The sequence below is a fragment of the Acidobacteriota bacterium genome, assembly GCA_040752675.1.
GTDB lineage: Bacteria > Acidobacteriota > Polarisedimenticolia > JBFMGF01 > JBFMGF01 > JBFMGF01.
In genome coordinates, this window is the sequence record JBFMGF010000054.1 from 1 (window position 1) to 19,993 (window position 19,993).

General features: G+C 50.8%; 16 protein-coding genes. 13 read left to right on the forward strand and 3 right to left on the reverse strand.

The window, feature by feature from the left end; all coding sequences use genetic code 11:
• Positions 1-1,529: M28 family peptidase (locus AB1756_05160; GenBank protein MEW5806721.1), on the reverse strand; the 1,529-nt coding region annotated here is incomplete at its 3' end.
• 143 nt (positions 1,530-1,672) lie between these two features.
• Here AB1756_05160 and AB1756_05165 point away from each other — a divergent pair.
• The 5 genes from AB1756_05165 to AB1756_05185 all read left to right on the forward strand — a co-directional run bounded on the left by AB1756_05165 (position 1,673) and on the right by AB1756_05185 (position 6,550).
• Entirely contained in the window at positions 1,673-3,025 is a 1,353-nt protein-coding gene (locus AB1756_05165; protein ID MEW5806722.1) for a glycerate kinase, read from the forward strand.
• 66 nt (positions 3,026-3,091) lie between these two features.
• Positions 3,092-3,853 carry a hypothetical protein gene (locus tag AB1756_05170; GenBank protein MEW5806723.1) on the forward strand — a complete coding sequence of 254 codons (762 nt, stop codon included), beginning with the start codon at positions 3,092-3,094 and terminating at the stop codon, positions 3,851-3,853.
• Positions 3,854-4,010: 157 nt separating this feature from the next.
• Positions 4,011-4,472 carry a helix-turn-helix domain-containing protein gene (locus AB1756_05175; GenBank protein MEW5806724.1) on the forward strand — a complete coding sequence of 154 codons (462 nt, stop codon included), beginning with the start codon at positions 4,011-4,013 and terminating at the stop codon, positions 4,470-4,472.
• A 7-nt stretch (positions 4,473-4,479) separates the two neighbouring features.
• Positions 4,480-5,580, forward strand: a complete 1,101-nt coding sequence (locus tag AB1756_05180) for a hypothetical protein (protein MEW5806725.1) — start codon at positions 4,480-4,482, stop codon at positions 5,578-5,580.
• Between the two features lie 202 nt (positions 5,581-5,782).
• Positions 5,783-6,550: a Stp1/IreP family PP2C-type Ser/Thr phosphatase gene (locus AB1756_05185; protein ID MEW5806726.1), complete on the forward strand. Its 768-nt coding sequence runs from the start codon at positions 5,783-5,785 to the stop codon at positions 6,548-6,550.
• A 63-nt stretch (positions 6,551-6,613) separates the two neighbouring features.
• Here the strand turns inward: AB1756_05185 and AB1756_05190 are convergent, their stop codons facing one another.
• Positions 6,614-8,365 carry a hypothetical protein gene (locus tag AB1756_05190; GenBank protein MEW5806727.1) on the reverse strand — a complete coding sequence of 584 codons (1,752 nt, stop codon included), beginning with the start codon at positions 8,363-8,365 and terminating at the stop codon, positions 6,614-6,616.
• Positions 8,366-8,500: 135 nt separating this feature from the next.
• Between AB1756_05190 and AB1756_05195 the strand changes: the two genes are divergently transcribed.
• The 8 genes from AB1756_05195 (at position 8,501) to lepB (ending at position 19,125) form a co-directional block, all read left to right on the forward strand.
• Positions 8,501-10,456: an arginine--tRNA ligase gene (locus tag AB1756_05195; GenBank protein MEW5806728.1), complete on the forward strand. Its 1,956-nt coding sequence runs from the start codon at positions 8,501-8,503 to the stop codon at positions 10,454-10,456.
• Positions 10,457-10,627: 171 nt separating this feature from the next.
• Positions 10,628-10,873 (forward strand): YfhL family 4Fe-4S dicluster ferredoxin, encoded by a 246-nt coding sequence (locus AB1756_05200; protein ID MEW5806729.1) that lies wholly within the window; start codon positions 10,628-10,630, stop codon positions 10,871-10,873.
• A 117-nt stretch (positions 10,874-10,990) separates the two neighbouring features.
• A complete protein-coding gene (locus AB1756_05205; protein ID MEW5806730.1) occupies positions 10,991-12,808 on the forward strand; it encodes a hypothetical protein in 1,818 nt (605 codons plus the stop codon).
• Positions 12,805-14,979 (forward strand): hypothetical protein, encoded by a 2,175-nt coding sequence (locus tag AB1756_05210; GenBank protein MEW5806731.1) that lies wholly within the window; start codon positions 12,805-12,807, stop codon positions 14,977-14,979. Before AB1756_05205 ends, AB1756_05210 begins: the two co-directional genes overlap by 4 nt.
• Positions 14,976-16,712, forward strand: coding sequence for a peptide-binding protein (locus tag AB1756_05215; GenBank protein ID MEW5806732.1), 1,737 nt, complete (start codon positions 14,976-14,978; stop codon positions 16,710-16,712). The genes AB1756_05210 and AB1756_05215 overlap by 4 nt, the downstream gene beginning before the upstream one ends.
• Entirely contained in the window at positions 16,712-17,689 is a 978-nt protein-coding gene (locus AB1756_05220) for an ABC transporter permease (protein ID MEW5806733.1), read from the forward strand. The genes AB1756_05215 and AB1756_05220 overlap by 1 nt, the downstream gene beginning before the upstream one ends.
• Positions 17,682-18,716: an ABC transporter permease gene (locus AB1756_05225; protein ID MEW5806734.1), complete on the forward strand. Its 1,035-nt coding sequence runs from the start codon at positions 17,682-17,684 to the stop codon at positions 18,714-18,716. Before AB1756_05220 ends, AB1756_05225 begins: the two co-directional genes overlap by 8 nt.
• Positions 18,685-19,125 (forward strand): signal peptidase I, encoded by a 441-nt coding sequence (lepB, locus tag AB1756_05230; protein MEW5806735.1) that lies wholly within the window; start codon positions 18,685-18,687, stop codon positions 19,123-19,125. The genes AB1756_05225 and lepB overlap by 32 nt, the downstream gene beginning before the upstream one ends.
• On the opposite strand, the gene larE is transcribed toward lepB, so the two are convergent.
• Positions 19,100-19,912, reverse strand: coding sequence for an ATP-dependent sacrificial sulfur transferase LarE (gene larE, locus AB1756_05235; protein MEW5806736.1), 813 nt, complete (start codon positions 19,910-19,912; stop codon positions 19,100-19,102). The two genes, lepB and larE, sit on opposite strands and share 26 nt — an antisense overlap.
• Positions 19,913-19,993 lie beyond the last annotated feature (81 nt).

A 19,993-nucleotide genomic window follows, 5' to 3' on the forward strand; every position in this document is an offset into this window, starting at 1 on the left:
ACGGTCACCGTTTCCTGCATGCCTGGATCGGCATTCAGATCGCGATCGCCGACGAGCAACCCGATGTCTGCTCCGCAGGCGTAGTATGGTTTGGTCATCGTGATCTTGAACGGTTCCGCCATCTCCGACAACGTCGCGATGGAGGTTCTGATGGCAGCATAGAACAGAGAGGGATCACCGCAATTGGCTATCGTATCCGTTGACTGGTGATAGTAAGGATAGTTGCCGCCGTGGCCGCAGTATCCCTCGTTATCGGTGATCCCGCATATGGCAGGGTATCCGTTCTGCCAGAAGGGGTAGTGATCGGATACGGTAAGGCTGGGGCAGTAGAAGTCGTCGACCACAAGACCGGTATTGTACTTCACTGAGCATTCGTCAAAGAGCTCTCCGAGCCACTGCGATGGCCCGTTGTAGTTCACATCCAGATTCTCTGGATTCGGGATGCCATCCCCCTCCCAGCCGTTCATGTCCATGTTGATGACGCCAAGGATGTTCTCGCCTTTGGCAAGAGCATCGTCTGCATAGTAGTTGCTGCCGAGAAGACCCTGCTCTTCGCCCGTGACGTTGAGGTATTTCACCGTACTCTTGAAAGCCCAGCAGCTCATCACCTGTGATGACTCTAAGACGGTGACGCTGCCGGATGCATTATCATTTGCTCCCGGTGCTGGCGGAGTGGCAGGGAGATCATCAAGATGCCCCTCGGTGATGTAGATCTGATCGGGATAGAGTCCCCCTTCCTGGGTGGCGACAACGTTGGGAGCGTGAGAAGGATTCCAGTCCTGATAGATCACGGGCAACTTCTTACTCTCATAATGGTTCTTGCAGTATGCCGCCGCATCCCTGCAGCCCTGATGCGTGGAATAACGAGTTCCGGTCGGCGGATTGTCCGTGAGATCCTGCCAGAACTTATCGATGTCAGCCGTCTTGACCTGATCGACTATCTTCTGAACGAGCGGATTTGCAGGCCCGAGAGAAGATTCGGCCGATGCCGCAGGATCGCCGGATTGCCTGGAACTCTTCCACTTGTTCCAGCGATCATTCTCTCTAGGAGTTTTCATCGCCTCATGGGGCATCCTGCTCACGAAGACTCTCGCTCCTTCAAGAGTCTCAAAGGATGTATCCCTGTCCACACGGACGAGAATCCAGTTCTCCTCTTCGTGGAGGATGGTTCCCAGAGCATGGATAGCATCCATGTCCGAATCTGACCGCAGACCGATCACAAAGTAATCCGAAGACGCTGGGTCGTCATGTAGGATCGTGGTTTGATATCCATTTTCGTTAAGCCATCGGAGATGTTCATCATTCCCTTCAACGAAGAGAGATAATCGCATCTCCATGACAACCGGAACACCGCTGGCGAGGAATGTGGATAGGTCTTCCATTCCCTGCCTCTCCACACGTAGCAAATATAAACCCGATCCATCCTTTCGTTCTTGAATCTCCGCAGCCGCGAAAGCAGAAGTCGAAAAAAGAGAAGCCATAAAAATAAAAACTATGGCAATAATAGTAAAGACTTTCCTAACCTGCATTGATTCCTCCTTCGCTACAACCTGTTACAAATGGCGTTTCGACATTAAGTATACTCTGCGATTCACTTCCAGTCCAGGAGAATTCTTGATACTATCTAAGACGTTGAGTTCACGTCAGTTAAGGGAATATAATTGAACAGCTTATGAACGTTGTTGAAAGATTAAAAGAAGATGCGGCGATCATTTTCAGGGCAGCATTGAAGGCCGCCGATCCCTACGAAGCGGTCAAGGGCGAACTTTGCCGCGATGGAAGCCAGCTTACCGTAGGCAATCGCCGATATGACCTCAGGAAATTCAGAAATATCTTTGTCCTCGGAGCAGGAAAAGGTAGCGGCAGGATGGCACAGGCTATCGAAGATGTCCTGGGTCATCGGTTGCTTTCACGGGTGACGGAAGGACTCATCGTCGTCAAGTATGGCTGTTCGGCTCCGCTGAAGAAGATAAAGATTCACGAGGCCGGACATCCAATTCCCGACCGCCAGGGTCTGATTGCATCAAAAAAGATCCTTGAGCTTCTCAGTCGCACCAGCGAAGAGGATCTGGTCATCACTCTTATTTCCGGCGGCGGCTCCGCCCTCCTTCCCGCTCCCCGTGAAGGGATCAAACTCAGGGACAAACAAAAACTGACCGACATCCTTCTCAAGTGCGGGGCAAGCATCCGCGAAATCAATACTGTCCGAAAGCATCTCTCGATGTTGAAGGGGGGCCAGTTGGCCATGCGGGCTTACCCATCCGTAATGATATCTCTCATACTCTCCGACATCGTTGGCGACCCGATCGATTCAATCGCATCTGGACCCACCGCTCCAGATCGAACGACGTTTAAGGATTGCATGGAAATCCTCAAGAGATACAGAATCGAGAGAAAAACCCCCGCCAGCATCCTGCGATTTCTCGAAAAGGGGATGAGCGGGCAGATCGAAGAAACTCCTGAAGAGGATGACCCGGCTTTCCTGAAGACACAGAACCTGATCGTGGGGAACAATCTCAAATCGGCAAGAGCTGCTCGTCAGAAAGCGAAGGAGTTCGGATACAACGCACTCATCCTGTCGACGATGCTGGAAGGAGAAGCAAGAGAAGCTGCCAGAGTCCATGCATCGATGCTGAAGGAAGTTCTCAAATCTGGAAACCCTGTAAGGAGCCCAGCCTGCATCATCTCTGGAGGAGAAACGACCGTGACCGTTAGAGGCAAAGGACTCGGCGGGCGGAACCAGGAGTTCGTCCTTGCCTCGGCTATTGAGATCGACGGGTTGAAGAACGCTGTGGTGCTGAGCGCTGGAACCGATGGAACCGATGGTCCTACCGATGCTGCCGGAGCGATCGCCGATGGCTTCACGGTCTCGAGAGCCTGCGGACTCAAGATGGATCCCCGGAAGTATCTTGATAGCAACGATTCCTACCATTTCTTCAAAGAGCTGGGCGACCTCATCGTAACAGGTCCTACAGGCACTAACGTCATGGACATCCGCATTATGCTCATCGATAAGGAAGATTGATGCGGCTCCTCGCAATGAGCGGGCAGTTTCGATAAAATACAGGACAAAAAGCCGGCTGAGGTTAGTATGTCTCAGGATGAGACTTTGCATCAGAAAGGGATGACGGCTACATCCGAAGAGCTTTACGCAAACCTCGAAAGGGCTGCCCCGTCTTATGCAGATGGCGCACTCTCCAATCCGGCGATCGATGAAAATCACGTCACAATGCTCCTCAAGAATCCAAGACTTACATGCTCTCTTATCGAAAGGATCTGCAATAATACCCGATGGACGAAAGTTTACAGAATCAAGGTGGGGATCGTGAATCATCCCCATACTCCCAGGCATCATGGGCTGAACCTCATCAAATTTTTATTCTGGAAAGACCTCCTGAGCGTCGCCGATAATTACCGCCTGTCTCCTCCTCTGAGAAGGATCGCAGAAGAATTGATCAAGGCGAGGCTGGATGAGATGGCTCTGGGAGAGAAGATCTCCCTCGCTCGGGCAGCCACCCGTCCGCTCATTGCGAAGCTCCGGGAGAGCAGGGAGCCGAGGATCATAGAAGCCCTCCTGAAGAACTGGAGAACCGTCGAAGAGGACGTGGTGACTATCGCGAATGACGAGAATGTTTCTCCGGAGATTCTTTCCATTATCGCGCGGGATCAGAAATGGGGATTGCAATATCCCGTCAGGATGGCCATTCTCATGAATGATAGGACTCCCGTCCATGACTCCCTGAGATCTCTTAACGGACTTCTCAGGAAAGACCTGGAGCATCTCAGGGATAACAAGAAGCTTAGGACTATCCTCAAGATTGCCGCCACGAGACGCCTGGAGAACCTTCGCTAAAATAGAATCATTATCCCACAACCCCTTGCACAGAATAGCTGATAATTTTCTTGCAATCATTGGCAGGCATGGATATCATTTTTCAAGGAGGGCACCGGTCCGTGTGAAACATTGCATTTCTCATGGCAGAGATGAAACGGTCTCACAGGAATAGAGAATGTCATCGTTCGGTGAAGAGCTAAGGAGAGAAAGGGAGCTGCGGGGCATCACGTTGAGAGAGATTGCCGACAGCACAAAGATCAACATCCGTTTCCTCGAAGCTCTTGAGAACAACGACTTCAAGCATCTTCCAGGAGAGATCTTCAACAAGGGGTTCGTGAGGGCTTACGCCGCTCATATCGGGCTTGATCCGGAGAGGATGGTAAACAGCTATCTGCTGGAACTCTCCAGGCAGGCAGAAAAGGAAAAGGGCCAGATGAAGTTCGCTCCAATTCTGAAATCTGAAAAGCCGAAGAGAAGGAGATCAAAACTCATCTTCATAATCCTTGTGATCCTTGCCGCCCTTGCGGCTCTCATACTCCTGCGGTACCGACAATGGAGTATTGCCGGGGAGATTTCCGATATTCCATCGGCTGAAGATGGAAGAGTAGAAGATTCAAGATCATACCCGGCGAAGTGACAGGTCAATGATGGAAGAAAGCATCGGGGAAAAGGAAACTCAGCCGACGAAGGGGTTTGATCTTATCGAGAAACTAATTCTCGACGGTGAGGCTCCGCCCCACATCCGGATGGCCGCAGCAAAGGGAGCTCTACCGCTACCCCCCCTCTCTCTTCTCCGCCTCAAAGTCTTTCTCCTCGGCGATGCGGACAGCTCCGTGAAAGCGGAAGCCTCCAGGCAACTGAAAGCTTATTCCGAAGATGAACTCTTCAGGATGCTCGCGGAAAAGAGATGCCATCCATCGGTCCTTCTTCATTTTGCGATCGATAGAAGAGACGATAAAAGATTCCTCGAGGTGATACTTCAGAACCCCTCCGCGGATGACGGGACCCTCGCCCGGATCGCGGAGACGGCTTCAGCCGACGTCGTGGAGCTTCTCATCACGAACGAACAGAGGCTTATCGCCTCTCCATCCCTTGTCGATGCCATCGAGAAGAATCCACGGCTAAACGACCTGTTGAAGACGAAGCTCACAGAATTGAAGGAAAAATTCCTGAAAGGAGAGGCCAGAGCAGAACCGGTTGTCGAGACCACCGAAGAGTCTGTGGAAGAACTCTCCGAGATCGATGTCGATGCAGTCATCGGCGACAGCTACATCCTTGATGGATACGAATTCGAATCAGAGCCACAGGATGTGCGGAATGTCTATAAAAACATCATGACTATGAGCGTCCCGGAAAAGATCATGAGGGCTCTCAAAGGGTCGCTCGCCGAGCGGAGGATCCTCGTCCGCGACTCCAACAAGATCGTCTCCCTGACCGTTCTTCAGAATCCCAAACTCTCAGAACAGGAAGTGGAAATCATCGCAGCGGCAAAGAACGTAGATGAGGAGATCCTCAGGGAAGTCGGAAGATCCAGAGAGTGGACGAAGCATTATGGTGTGTTGCTGAATCTCGTGAAGAACCCCAAGACACCCCCAGGGATTTCCACGTCACTGATCCACAGGCTCACGAACACGGACCTGAAGCAGATGCAGAATGATAAAAACGTTCCCGAGTTAATCCGCGGGATGGCAAAGAAGGTTCTTTCTTCCAGGACACAGCAGGCCTCGCCTTTGAAAAAGAAATGATACCCTCTTGTATAAAGCCTTAGCGAGGTAAACCTTCAACCATACGAATTATCTTAAAACACTTTTAAGATGCTAGCCATATAAGTTAATGAGCTTGACAGAGAGGCAGGCAATACCTAAAATTTTCTTCTCTACAGCATGAGGAAGAGATGCATCTTCCAGAGCTGCCAGGCAAGAGATAAGTAAGAGAAAGAGCTCATCGATGGAATTAAAGTGTTTTGCAATATCGGATTCCGGGCTCAAGAGAGAACATAACGAAGACTCTTGCATCGCAGACCCGAACATTGGTTTCTTTGCCGTCGCCGACGGTATGGGAGGCCATGCTGCCGGAGAGGTCGCATCAAGGATTGCCGTAGATGCGGCTTACGACTTCTTTAAGAATCACATCGACTCTTCCTCAGAGGGGAACGCTGCCTGCACTCCTGGCCTGCCCAGGGACACCACCCTGTTGAAACAGGCAATCCTCAATGCAAACAGGAGTATCATCTCATCAGTCCGCTCTAATGGTGAATTGAGGGGGATGGGGACGACAATAGTTGCCGCCAAGATCAGCGGTGACACACTTACTGTTGGATTTGTCGGAGATAGCAGGGCTTATCTGATAAGAAAGGGCAGGATTACTCAGATCACGACGGACCACTCCTGGGTGAATGAACAGATCAAGAACGGATTGATGAGGAAGAGCGATGCCGAAGGACATCCCCTGAGGAACGTTATTACAAGGGCCCTGGGAATCAACGAGAATGTCGCAGTCGACGTGACGAACCAGAAGCTCGAACACGATGACATCCTGATCCTATGCTCGGATGGCTTGAATACATCCCTCTCCGATCACGAGATTCTGGACTCAGTCATCGCTCATAAAGGACACAACAAAGACATAGAACGGATCGGCCACGACCTCATAGAAAAAGCCAACTCCAACGGCGGCGAGGACAACACAACAATCATCCTTATCTACATCCTTTAGTATCTCGTCCTGTTTGATAGTTTTTAAAAGCCATCATCTGAGGAAATTGATGTTCTTTGAGGCTTACTTCTTGATCTGTGTTGAGGAGACGAAAGAGCGGCTGCTCAATCCTTCGCAAGTAACGCCCTCGACGTAGTAATAATACTTCACAGATCCTCTGGCGCTGTCATCGATGAATTTGTAAATGATAGGAGTGGAAGAGTCTCCCAAGGCCGGTATGATGATTTCATTGATTCTGGAGAAGTTCTTTTCCGGTTCAACGCTTCTGTAAACGTTCCATCCATAGAGGTTAGTCTCGGAACCGGTCTCCCAGAGTATCGCGATCTTTCCATCTTCTTCAGAGGTGTTGAAGAAATTGAACTCAAAAGGATAAGACGGATCGTGGGAAGCCATGTAGCTGTATTTTCCGCTGGATTCATCCTTGCAATCGATATTCTTGACGATCATGATCACTTCAGAAACTCTCTCCCATGGAACCCCGATCGTTCCATATCCTGCTGGACTTAGATCCATCTTCGCTTTGAAATAGTAAGGCGGATTATCGGACACGATGAGCATGTCCACATCCCAGCGGCAGCTCTGGTCGCCATCGAAGCTCACGATTAGCGCTCCGCGTGTTCGTTCGCTCTCGAATCTTATGAAGGACATCCCGAGAGATTCCAGAGGGTTATCAACTTGGATCCCGGCTACAGGATAGCAGGAATACGAAGAATCAAATTCCGGATCGGGAAGGAGTCCAGCAAAAAGGAAATGATTTCCGTCATCGCGGCTTCCCGTGAAATGGTTCCAGATGGCGTAGTCTGAGAAGTTTTCCTGAAGGGTGCCATGCCCTTCCCTCTCGAGTACCTTCGCGAAGACTTCCAGGAGAGAAGCTTCCGGAAAGAGTTCCATTTCTTCCCAGATCTTTCTTACGAGATTCACATCCTTCTCACCCAGAAAGAAAGTCCACAGGGTGTTTCCCTGGAATAATCTGATGTCATCAGTGTTCAACGCCTTTCCTTTCGAGTGCAATCGGAAGGCAATGCTATCCAGATATTTAGGAAGAGTATGATAGAGCCTGTCCTCCAACCATATTGCCGCAGCCTCGGTCCACCAGGATTCATTTTTTAAGGAGTATGCCAGCGTAATGGCGTGCGCATACTGGTGGGCTGCTGAAGATTTAAGGATGATGCTATCACCAAGGATCATGTTGTCGATCATGATGAAGCTCGCTGCCCGATTTTCGCTGGAAGATGAGACGTCTTGAACAGGAATGGTTGCTCCTGTTGCCTTTCCTCCAAGATTGAGGACGAAAACCTCGCAGGGTTTTCCCGGAGCGAACCGATCGATAGGATTGCGATAACCCAGCATCTCGATGTAGAACCTTCTTGCCTCTTCCAGGGCTTCTCCAATCGTCTCCACATAATCCGGGATGGAATTCTTGTTGTGATCCGGCAGGGGCACGGCATCTATCGTGCCACGATCTTTCGTGTAGTGGATGAGGAAGTTCCCTTCCGGGGTTCTGTGGATGCTTTCATCCTGCAGTGATGGCTTTGTCATAAGGTATTTCAGAAAAGGATTGAACCGGGAATCATCTGCAGAAGCCGCTTCCTTCACGTTAAGGATGGAGATAGTGGCACAATCCACGGGCGGGTCCGGGCTGTTAATCGCGTAAGCCACTGAATCAATGACTTGTCTTGCCGCTTCTTCTCTGTTCAATTCTGGTGCCGGGTAATACCCCGGATCGGCGTTGAGATTAGATGCAAGGGAACCGATAAACGCAGAACAGGCGAGAAATATGAAAGAAAAAAATAAAGTGCAATTCCGTCCGCTCATCTGCACGTTGCCCATTTATTTTAAATTATATGGTGACAACCCTTTTCCGTCAAGGAAACTATTCATTTATTATGGAATGATAGCGTCATTGAAGCAAGGGTGGGAATTTTATATACTTTGCGCTCGGGAGCAATAATGCTGACGGCAGCGGTCGTAAAAAATATCCTTTCCGATGCGATCAGGAAGAAATTTAGATTAGAGATCGATGCCGCCATCGAGTATCCTCCAAGACCCGATTTCGGAGACATGGCGACCCCAGTGGCCTTTGAGATCGCAAGAACGCTTAAAAAGGCACCAAGGCTGATAGCCGAGGAGATCGCGGCCACCCTGGAGAAACCTCCAGAGATCGACAGAGTCCAAATCGCCGGAGGGGGATACATCAATATCTTCTTCAACAGGACGGAATTTACGAAGTCGCTCTTCGCCAGCACTGCGGCGCCAGAGACGGATGAAAGCCGAGGCTCTGTCAAGATCGTCGTGGAGCACACCAACATCAATCCCAATAAGGCCGCCCATATCGGACATCTGAGAAATGCCGTCCTCGGGGACACTCTGAGCCGCGTCCTTCGCCACCTCGGATACTGCGTCGAGGTGCAGAATTACATCGATGATACTGGAGTCCAGGTGGCGGACCTCGTCGTCGGGTTCCAGCATCTTCTGAATTACGACCTTGAAAAGATTATGACCATCAACGGTAAATTCGACTACTTCTGCTGGGATCTCTATTCACGAGTAACTGCCTACTACGAAGAGAATCCCGATAAGATCGAGCTTCGCGAAAGAGCATTGAAGGCCATCGAGGAGGGGAACAACGAAACGGCCCGCCTTGCCTCTTATCTTGCCAATCGGATCGTTCATCATCATCTCGCAACGATGGAAAGAATTGGAGTCATATACGATCTGCTCGTCTGGGAAAGCCATGTCATTTCCATGAAGTTCTGGGAGAAAGCGCTCCAGCTGCTCAAGGAAAAGAAGGCCATTTATTTCTGCGAGGAGGGGAAGAACAGCGGGTGTTGGGTGATGAACTTTCCCGTCTTCTCCGACTCTGAGATGGTTGATGAATCTGAGAAGATCATCGTCCGGAGCAACGGCACAGCCACCTACGTGGGGAAGGATATCGCCTATCAACTCTGGAAATTCGGACTCCTTGGAAAAGACTTCCTCTACAGGAAATGGCGCAGCTACGACGCGGAAAGAGCCATCTGGTCAACGTCGCCTAAATTCATCGAGGCTTCACATCCCGGCTTCGGCAAGGCCGATCAAGTTGTCAATGTCATCGACGTGAGGCAGTCCTACCTCCAGAGGATTGTAAAGGAGGGATTGATGCTTCTCGGGTTTACAAAAGAGGGAGAGAACTCCGTGCACTTCTCTTACGAGATGGTAGCCCTGAGCCCCCGATGCGCACTCGAGATGGGATTTGAAGTTTCCGAAGAAGATAAGGCCAGGCCTTATATCGAGATGTCGGGAAGGAAGGGACAGGGGGTTAAGGCCGATGATCTCCTTGACAAACTGCTCGAGGGAGCCCTGAGGGAGGTCAAGTCAAGGAATCCGGATATGGGACAGGAAGCCATCGAGAACATCGCCAGAAATGTTGCTTCGGGAGCTCTGCGCTACTTCATGCTCAAGTTCACGCGGAATAAGGTGATCTCGTTCGACTTTGCCAATGCCCTCAATTTCGATGGCGAGACCGGTCCCTACATTCAGTACTCTGCCGTCCGGGCAAGGAACATCTTCAACAAGATGAAAGAGCGAGAGAGCTTCCACGAAAAAGAGATCGAGAGGATGGCCGATCAGATCAGTTTCGAATCTCTTGATCCAGCCGGATCACAGGATCACTGGGAGATCGTGATTTTTATCTCCAAGATGGATGAAATCCTCGAGTGCTCCACGAACACCCTTGAGCTCTCCGCAGTCGCAAAATACTGCTTCATGCTTGCACAGAAATTCAACTCTTTCTACCAGAAGTACCCCGTCATGAAGGAGAAGGACCCCGCGATTAAGAAGCTCCGTATCATCATCACGCATCTATTCATCATAAGGCTTACGAAAGCCCTCGAACTGATGGGCATCGCAGTGCCTTCCCGCATGTAACGCTCAATCGCAACGCCCTAATGAGTGTCCATTGGCTTTTTGGAATCTTTCATCCCTTCGCTCCACAGCCTCTTAGGAATTTTGCTGTTTGCGGAAATGATTTGACCGTCTGGATGCGTTATGCTATTTTTAATGATTCTTTAACTGCAATCAAAGACCAGGGAGGAACAAATGGCACTCTTGATCAATGAGGAATGCATCAACTGCGGGGCCTGTGAGCCCGAATGTCCCAACCAGGCCATTTCAGAAGGAGAGAACATCTACATCATCAACCCGGATCTCTGCACGGAGTGCGTCGGCTTCTACGATGACCCGAAGTGCATTTCCGTCTGCCCGGTAGACTGCATCGTGAAAGACCCAAATCACGAGGAAACCCGGGAGCAACTCGAAGCCAAATATAAAGCAACCCATTCATAGCGCCAAAAACAACTCTATTGAATAAAAAACTCCCGCGCTGCATCGATGCAACTGCCTTTCTTGATACAGCTTATTCCCTATGTTACTATCTTCAAACGGAGTCTTCAGATGCACCCGATGCCTTTAAGAATTCGATTGCTCCAATTATGGATCTTCTCTCTTATTATCTTCACCTTGCTTTTCTTTTCTGCCTCTGTCTTTGCAGAGATTGACATCATCAAATTCGAAGATGTCCGAGCTGGCATGAAGGGTGTCGGAAAGACGGTTTTTGGTGGAACTAAAGTGGAAGAGTTCCAGGTCGAAATCCTCGGCAAACTGGAGAAGGTCGGACCAAAACAGAACATAATTCTGGCAAGACTTTCAGGAGGCCCACTGGGAGAGACCGGTGTTTTGAGCGGGATGAGCGGAAGCCCGGTTTACATCGATGGAAAGCTTGTCGGAGCCACTGCCTTCATGTGGGGATTCTCAAAGGAGGCCATCGCAGGTATCACGCCCATCGAGGAGATGCTTCAAATAGAGAAAAGTCCAGGAGGAGCGGTACACACTAGCATCTCTTCATCCCGGGCTGCAGGGATATCGACACTGTTTGATCCTGAACGACTGAAGAGCTTTTTGAAAAACTCTTTTTTTTCAAACATGGAGGCCGGGATGATCCCCGGAAGCCTCTCTCCCATCGGGATGCCACTGGTCGTTTCCGGATTCAACAGTAATTACATCCCTGAGCTCGAGAAAACGCTGTCAGGAACCATCCTCTCTCCGATGCAGGTCGGAGGAAGTTCGAAAAATACAACGGATGTCAAACCTAAACTGGAGCCGGGGTCCGCCGTGGGGATCCAGCTCATAAAAGGGGATATCAACCTTTCCGCAGTGGGTACGGTAACGGCCGTCGACGGGGACAGGATTCTGGCTTTCGGACATCCACTTTTCAACATCGGACGGATCGACATACCGATGACTGCGGCAAAAGTGGAGACGCTTCTTCCCAATCTGGCCGCATCCTTCAAGATAGCGGACACTACGACAGAGATTGGCACATTCACGGAAGACAGGGCATCGGGCATGGCAGGAAGGCTCGGTCAGAAATCGAAAACGATCCCGGTGCGTGTGGAAATCTCAACCGAGAACAAAAAATCCATCTCTTACAGTTTTGACGTCATCGATCACAAGCTTCTCACCCCCGTCCTCCTATTCCACTCCCTCAACAGCATCCTCTCTTCCGCAGAAAAAGAGTACGGGGATGCGACTATCGGCTTCAAGGAAGGGTCAATGATCAGACTCTCGGAAGAGAGAAGCGTGAATCTGGTCAACCTCTATTCCGGTGATTACTCGAAATTCATTTCCACGGCCACGCTGGCATTCATCACATATCTGCTCATGGACAATGAATATTCGGAGTCCCGCATCGAAGGGATCAACCTCCTTCTTGACTATTTTCATTCCAAGAAGATGGCAAGGCTCGGGAGGGTCTGGTGCGATCGGAGCAGGATCAAGCCGGGCGAGAAGCTCCAGGTCAGCATCTCAGTCAAACCCTATCGCGGAAGAGAGATCACCGAAGTGAAGGAAGTGCAGATTCCTGAAGAGATTCCTCCCGGGAAGCTCTATCTTCAGGTAGGCGACGCCTATGTACTGAGCAGGATGGAAGCTCAGGAAGAGATGTTCGTTCCAAGAGATTTCGACCATCTTCTCTGGCTTCTCAACAACCTCAGGACAAATGACAAAATCTACCTCCTGTTCATGAGGGAAGATCGCGGGATCCTCATACGCGGGGTCAGGCTTCCAAATCTTCCCATCTCCCGTTCCTCCATCATCATCAGGCCGCAGACGAAGGGAAACTATCTCGTCATGGACGAACGAGCGGTCCTGGAGGAATCGATCAAGATGGACTATACCATCGAGGGTTACAAAAAGATCGCTCTGGACGTCGAGGAAAAATGAAAGAGAGCATTCTTCTCTATCCGATCATTCTCATCTCTATATCTCTTCCATTTCAGCCGGCTCAATCCTCCGAAGTGAAATTCTGGACGGAATCGGAACGCGGCCATCTTGAAAAGGGAACGCATCAGGGGATTTCTTTTCCGGGATCCGGCGGAATGATGCTTTCTCCCCGAGTCAAACCCCTCGGTGAAACGACGCTGCCCGATGGTCTGTCCCCTTTCTTCTGGTGCCAGGTTGTCGATTCTGCGGGAAACATCTTCGTTGGAAGCGGCAATGATGGCATCATCTATAAGATCACGAAAGAGGGGAAAGTCTCCATATTCTTCAAGGCTGACGAGAGCGAGGTGACAGCCCTGGCGATGGATGACAATGAGGACATCTATGCGGGAACTTCACCGATGGGGAAGATATACAGGATCACCAAAAGCGGCAACCATGAAATCTTCTCCGAACCTCAGGAGAGGTACATCTGGTCTCTGGCCTTTCATCCCAGGGGGAACCTCTTTGCAGCCACAGGAGAGAGAGGTCTCATCCTCAACATCTCAAAGAATGGAGAGTACCAGGTTTTCTTTGACAGCGATGAGTCTCACATCGTTTCGCTGGCCATCGACGGTGATGGCAATCTCCTTGCCGGTTCCGACAGGAAAGGGATTCTGTACAAGATCAGCCTTGAAGGAACAGCCAACGTCCTCCTGGCCTCGGACAGGAGCGAGGTTTCCTCTATCACAATCGGACAGGACGGGACTGTATACGCATCGATGATCTCCCATCTCGAACTTGAGCCTCCTTCGCCTCCCCTGCTATTCAAGCTGCAGGAGCTTATCCCGGCATCTGAGTTCGAGAGGAAGGTCGCCGAGTCAACGATGGAGGAAACTCCCGGCAAGAAGTTCACGGCTGTCGTGGAAGGATTCCCTCTTCCGGAAAAGAAAAGGGGGCCGGAAAGGCCGAGATCTGTCATCCATGCCATCTCCAGGGGAGTCGACGCGCGGCCTCTTCTCAAGCTCGACCATGAAAATATCTATACGCTATGCGCGGGAAAGGATGGCAGGATCTATTTTGGAACGGGAGAACCCGGGAGGATCTACCGGCTGGAAGAAGATGGAAGAGCAACCCTTCTCTTCAAGCTCCCGGAAGCCCAAGTGATTTCCATAATACCCTCCAGGAATTCCGGGCTTTCTATGGTGACGAGCAACATGGGAAAAGCCTACCATCTCAGCCAGGAACTGGAAAGTTCGGGTACCTTCGTCTCGAGACCCTTCGATACGGGAATGCGGTCCGAATGGGGAAAGATGCGATGCAGTGTGGAACAAAAAGATGGAACGAGGATCGAGATCTATACAAGGTCCGGGAACACTGAGACTCCTGATTCCGGATGGAGCGAATGGTCGAGATCTATGAATCCTCTTGCTCCGGGAAAGATAGAATCGCCTCCCGCGCGCTTCGTCCAGTGGAAGGCTCATCTTTCGAGGATCGACCCGGGGAAGTCTCCCATCCTTTACAGCGTAACCATACCCTATCTCCAGTTCAATGCAGCGCCCGAGATCGGGTCGCTATCGATCCTCAAGGCAGGGCAATTCCTCGAGGCCGAGCAGGAACCGCCTCCTGGATCCTCTTCTGAGAAAGGAAAGAGAAAGATAGAAAGGGGTGAGAAGGGAATCTCCTGGCAGGCATCCGACCCCAACGGTGATTCCATTCTCTTCACCATCTTTTTCAGGCCGGAGACGCGAGATGATTGGACGAAACTAGACGAAGTCCGAGGGAAGAATTTTTATCTATGGAACCATTCGGGAGTGCCGGATGGTCTGTACCGGATAAAGGTCAGGGCAGACGACTCCCCTTCCAATTTTGCAGGTGAAGAAAGATTTTTCGAGATCCAGTCAGAGCCCTTTACCGTTGATGGCACTCCCCCGGAAATGAAGATTGTCAGGAAGAGCGTCGAAGGGCAGAGGCTTTTCATTGATCTCCATGTCGAAGATGCGACGGGAAAGGTTCAGAAAGTCCTTTACTCCATTGATCGAAAGGACTGGAGCCTGGCAAAGCCGGAAGATAGAATCTGCGATTCTCCGGAGGAGACATTCAGCTTCTCAGTCGATCTTAAGGAATCGGACAGGGTGTATCTGAAATGCCTCGATGACTCCATGAATGAATCCTCACTGGAAATCACCAGATGACCTTCAATCTTCATGGATCAAGCAGCATGCCCGACAAATCCCGATCTAGGGCAAGATACTCCGGCCATTTCCTGTTGAGATGCTTATCATTACTTCTTTTAGTCCTGATGATTGCATCCCTCTCTGGTTGGAGCTGGAGTGAGAAGGGTACTCACGTCGGCGAAAAATTTTCTGTCGCCGAAAAATCTCTGGGCAGAGCCGGGATGGAAGGTGACACACTTGTCGCCGCGCTTGCCGCCGATCCCCAGTCACTGAACTTCGTCTCCGCTGGTGATGTTCAATCAGACATAATCGCGCGACTCGTCACTGAATCCCTCGTCTATCACGATAGGAACCTTAACATCATCCCGCGATTGGCAAGATCCTGGGATATCTCCGAGGACAGACTGACCATCACTTTCCATCTGAAAGATAATGCCAGATGGCATGATGGGGTTCCCGTCACTTCCGAGGATGTCAGGTTTACCTTCGAGAGGATCATGGATCCAGCCTCCATGGCAAAAGACAAGATAGGGATGTTCAAGGATGTAGCGGAAATATCGGCTCCCGATCCACACACATTCAAAGTCAAGTACAGAGAGCCTTTTTCTCCTGCCCTCTCGACGTGGAGCATCAGCATCATTCCGAAGCACATCTATGCCGGAGAGCCAGATTTCCTGAAGTCGAAGTACAACGAAAGCCCGATAGGGTGCGGTCCTTTCAAACTGGCAAAATGGGAGCGCTCACAAAAGATCGTTCTGGAAAGCAACAAGGACTACTGGGACGTTAAACCCTTTCTCGACAGGATCATCTTCAAGATCATCCCAAGCGAGAAGGTCAGATTCGAGGCGCTCCTCACGGGGGACATCGACTACACCAATCTTCCGCCTCTCACCTTCCAGAAAGATACAGACAGGAGTGAATTCAAAACGCGACTCAGGACACTGGTCTACAATCCCATCTATCTCTGGTACATAAGCTGGAACATGGATGGAAGCAACAGATTCTTCACCGATAGAAGAGTACGGAGAGCCATGACCCATGCCATGGATCGCGAGGGCTTTCTCAAGAACATCTACTTCGGGCTTGGATGCGTGGCTACGACGGATTTCCAGCCTGACACGTGGGCTAATGATGAGACACTGAAGGCTCACGCCTATAATCCCGCGAAAGCAAAGAAGCTGTTGGAGGAAGCGGGGTGGAGAGATACGAACGGTAACGGAATCAGGGACAAGGACGGACAAGAGTTCGAATTCACCATGATCTTTCCGGCGGGTCCCGAGACATCCGAACAGATGGCGGCTCTCTTCAAGGAAAGCCTCGACCGGCTCGGCGTGAAGATGAACCTCACGAAGCTCGAATGGTCCACTTTCCAAGAACGCAAGAGAAACCATCTCTTTGAAGCTGCAATGTCCGGGCTACGGAAAGACATCGATCCAGACCCGTACGAACTTTACCACTCCTCCCAGTACCTCAACGGACAGAATTATGGCGGCTATGCCAATCCAGAGGCCGATAAGCTTTTGCTCGAGGGGAGGAGGGAGTTCGATCTCGAAAAGAGAAAGGAGATCTACCGGAGGCTGCAAAAGATACTGCACGAGGATCAGCCTTACACCTATCTCTTCCATCCCGCAGCATGCCTCGCGATGGATAAGAGATTCAGGGACATCGAGACCTCGCCCAAGGGGATATGGCAGTTCTATCCCGGCGTCATAGCCTGGTGGGTTCCCGCCGGCGAACAGAAATACAAATAATGTATCGATACATCGCTAAAAGGGTCGGTATTGCTGCTGTCACTCTGCTTGGAATCACCTTCATCGTTTTCGTAATCATTCATCTGGCCCCGGGCAGTCCCCTGGAAGCGCTATCCGATGAAGGAACGGTCAGAACGCTTCCTCCGGAAGCATATGAACAGATGAAAAAGATCTATCATATGCAGAGACCCCTCTTGGAACAGTATCTCTTCTGGCTCAATGATCTCATCCACCTGGATTTAGGAGAATCGTTCTCGGATCACCGCCGCGTCTCGGAAAAGATCCTGGAGAGACTTCCAAATACAATCGTTCTGAACCTCTTCGCCATCCTCATAATGTTCATCATTGCCATTCCTGTGGGAGCACTGTCTGCCTCGCGGCAGAACTCAAGATTCGATCGGGCGAGCGGCGTCATCTCATCCATGCTTTACTCGCTCCCGAACTTCTGGGTGGCGATTTCACTTCAGTTAATATTTGCGGTCTATCTGAAGGTTCTTCCCCTCTACGGGATAGAATCTGAAGGTGCGGAGAGTTTCGGCATCATCCACTGGATCACGGACCGAGCCGTTCATCTCCTGCTGCCTGCCATCTGCCTTTCCTACGCTGGACTCGCCTTCCTCTCGCGGTTCTCAAGGGCAGGTCTCGTGGAAGTGATCAGGCAGGATTACATAAGAACGGCACGGGCAAAGGGTCTGGACGAAAAAGTTATCACGTTCAAGCATGGGCTGAGAAATTCGCTCATCCCGATGATCACCCTATTCGGGCTTATGCTCCCATCCCTGATCGGCGGTTCGATCATCATAGAACAGATATTTGCCTGGCCGGGAATAGGAAGGCTCTTCTTCGAGGCCGTCTTCCAGCGCGACTACCCGACTGTGATGGGTCTTTCGCTGATCTCTGCGGTTCTGACCCTGCTGGGAACGTTGGTGGCTGACTTGTTGTATACGATTGCTGACCCGAGAGTTCGGTATGAATGAGAAGCATTCCACATGGAAGATTGGATGGAACAATCTCCGCCGGAACAGGAGCGCCCTGCTCAGTCTCTGGATCATCCTGATCTTCTGTCTGATCTCCCTCCTGGCGCCTCTCATCGCCAATGATAAACCTCTCATCCTCATCGGAGGAGGGAGGGTGTATTTTCCAGCTTTTTCAGATTACATTCTTCTAAAACCGATCATCAAGCTTCCCGAAACTCCGGAAGACGGGTGGAAAGAGTTCCATGAAGGCAAGAGATGTTTCATCCTATCGGCTCCCATTCCGTACAGTTTCAAAACGACCGATATTAACTCCGTCCTCAGATCACCAGACTGGAGCCACTTCATGGGAACGGATGGCCTGGGGAGGGATGTTCTCTCCCGATGCATCCATGGAACTACAATATCTCTCAAGGTGGGTGTCATTGCCATGGGAATCTCTCTCATCATTGGCCTCATCCTGGGATCGCTGGCAGGCTTCTACAGGGGGGTCATCGATGTCGTAATTTCCAGGATAATCGAAATCGTAATCTGTTTCCCCACCCTCTTTCTGATACTGGCCGTCATGGCCATCAACCCTCCGTTCATAAGAGAGATCGAACCTATTTTCAAGATCATGATCGTCATCGGCCTGATCTCCTGGACCGGGATCGCCCGTTATGTCAGGGGAGAGTTCATGAAGCTGAAGGAGATCGATTACACACATGCCGCTAGAGCCGTGGGGGCGAAGAATCTCAGGATCATCTTCAGGCACATCCTTCCCAACTCTCTGGCGCCCGTTCTCGTCTCAGCCTCTTTCGGCATCGCGGGAGCCATTCTCGCCGAATCTTCCCTCTCCTTCCTCGGGCTCGGCGTCCAGCCACCCACGCCAAGCTGGGGGAGCATTCTCTCCGAGGCGCAGAGATACATGCAGCATGCATGGTGGCTTGCGCTTTTCCCCGGCTTTGCTATCTTTCTTACGGTGCTATCCTGCAACCTCCTCGGCGAAGGGATCAGAGATGCCTTTGATCCGAGGATGTTTGAAAAATGAGAAGATGAACGCCTTCCTGAAAAATCTGCTGATCGTTTATGCACTGCTCTCCATCATTGTATATATGGTGACCGGATTCATCGCCCAGCCATTCAAGATAAACGGCAATAGCATGTTTCCGACCATCAGAAACGGAGATCTGGTCCTCATCAGTAAAGTCTCTCTTCTCTCAGGAAAGAGGCCTGCAACAGGCGATATCGTGGCATTCTTCGATCCGGCAGATGGGAAGAGAATTCTCATCAAGCGCGTGAAGGAGGACTGCGGGCAGGGCTATTTCGTAATGGGCGATAATGCCGAATCCAGTATCGACAGCAGAGTTTTCGGAACCGTTTCAGGAGATAGAATCATAGGCAAGGCCATCATCATTCTGTGGCCCCTGCGGGTCATTTCGGAGATCTGCCGGGATTAAAGGGACCCATCCGGTACCCCTCGAGATCGATGGTGACAAACTTAAAGCCGGCTTTCTTGACAAGCCGGACGATCTCATTTCTCATCCGAGGGTTGCCTATCCTGTCGAGCTCCTCCGCCCCCAATTCAATCCTGGCGATGCTTCCATGATGCCTGACTCTCAACTGCCTGAAGCCCAGCATTTCCAGCGCTTCTTCTGCCATCTCGATCTGCCTCAGTTTTTCAGCCGTAATTTCTTCTCCATATGGTATCCGCGAGGAGAGACAGGCCTTTGAAGGTTTATTCCATGTCGAAAGCCCCAGTTCCCTGCTCAAAAGCCTTATTTCCTCCTTGGTGAGCCCTGCTTCCCTCAGAGGGGCGATGGCTCCAAACTCCAGCGCTGCCCGGGAGCCCGGCCTGAAATCCCCCTCGTCATCTGCATTGGCGCCGTAGGCTATAAACTTGAAACCTTTTTCCCTGGCGATAGAGCGGAGCCTCTCGAAGAGATCGGATTTACAGAAATAGCATCGCGTGTAACTGTTTTTCAGAAATTCAGAATTTCCCATCTCTCCCGATTCTATAAAAAGATGCGGGATTCCTATTTCTAGAGCTATGGTCTTGGCCTGGATCTTTTCCGATTTTGGCAGGCTCTCCGATACGGCCGTAACTGCAAGCGTCCGTCCTTTGAGGGCATCGCAGGCCACTCTTGCGAGAAAAGAAGAGTCGACTCCACCAGAAAAGGCCACCAGGAGCGATTCGCATTCCTTCACTATCGACTTCAGCTTCTCATATTTATCGAAAGCCTTCATCGTCTCGAGTCCCTTCCATATTTTGAAATAATAGCATATTTCCTCGCTCCCGGAATATCGGCGCAAAACCGGAAATTCCTT

What these genes read in the sequence shown, in the direction of transcription:
- AB1756_05165 (MEW5806722.1), top strand. Translation starts at nt 1,673, where the DNA reads ATGAACGTTGTTGAAAGATTAAAAGAAGATGCGGCGATCATTTTCAGG.
- AB1756_05170 (MEW5806723.1), top strand. Translation starts at nt 3,092, where the DNA reads ATGTCTCAGGATGAGACTTTGCATCAGAAAGGGATGACGGCTACATCC.
- AB1756_05175 (MEW5806724.1), top strand. Translation starts at nt 4,011, where the DNA reads ATGTCATCGTTCGGTGAAGAGCTAAGGAGAGAAAGGGAGCTGCGGGGC.
- AB1756_05180 (MEW5806725.1), top strand. Translation starts at nt 4,480, where the DNA reads ATGATGGAAGAAAGCATCGGGGAAAAGGAAACTCAGCCGACGAAGGGG.
- AB1756_05185 (MEW5806726.1), top strand. Translation starts at nt 5,783, where the DNA reads ATGGAATTAAAGTGTTTTGCAATATCGGATTCCGGGCTCAAGAGAGAA.
- AB1756_05190 (MEW5806727.1), bottom strand. Translation starts at nt 8,365, where the DNA reads ATGAGCGGACGGAATTGCACTTTATTTTTTTCTTTCATATTTCTCGCC.
- AB1756_05195 (MEW5806728.1), top strand. Translation starts at nt 8,501, where the DNA reads ATGCTGACGGCAGCGGTCGTAAAAAATATCCTTTCCGATGCGATCAGG.
- AB1756_05200 (MEW5806729.1), top strand. Translation starts at nt 10,628, where the DNA reads ATGGCACTCTTGATCAATGAGGAATGCATCAACTGCGGGGCCTGTGAG.
- AB1756_05205 (MEW5806730.1), top strand. Translation starts at nt 10,991, where the DNA reads ATGCCTTTAAGAATTCGATTGCTCCAATTATGGATCTTCTCTCTTATT.
- AB1756_05210 (MEW5806731.1), top strand. Translation starts at nt 12,805, where the DNA reads ATGAAAGAGAGCATTCTTCTCTATCCGATCATTCTCATCTCTATATCT.
- AB1756_05215 (MEW5806732.1), top strand. Translation starts at nt 14,976, where the DNA reads ATGACCTTCAATCTTCATGGATCAAGCAGCATGCCCGACAAATCCCGA.
- AB1756_05220 (MEW5806733.1), top strand. Translation starts at nt 16,712, where the DNA reads ATGTATCGATACATCGCTAAAAGGGTCGGTATTGCTGCTGTCACTCTG.
- AB1756_05225 (MEW5806734.1), top strand. Translation starts at nt 17,682, where the DNA reads ATGAATGAGAAGCATTCCACATGGAAGATTGGATGGAACAATCTCCGC.
- lepB (MEW5806735.1), top strand. Translation starts at nt 18,685, where the DNA reads ATGCCTTTGATCCGAGGATGTTTGAAAAATGAGAAGATGAACGCCTTC.
- larE (MEW5806736.1), bottom strand. Translation starts at nt 19,912, where the DNA reads ATGAAGGCTTTCGATAAATATGAGAAGCTGAAGTCGATAGTGAAGGAA.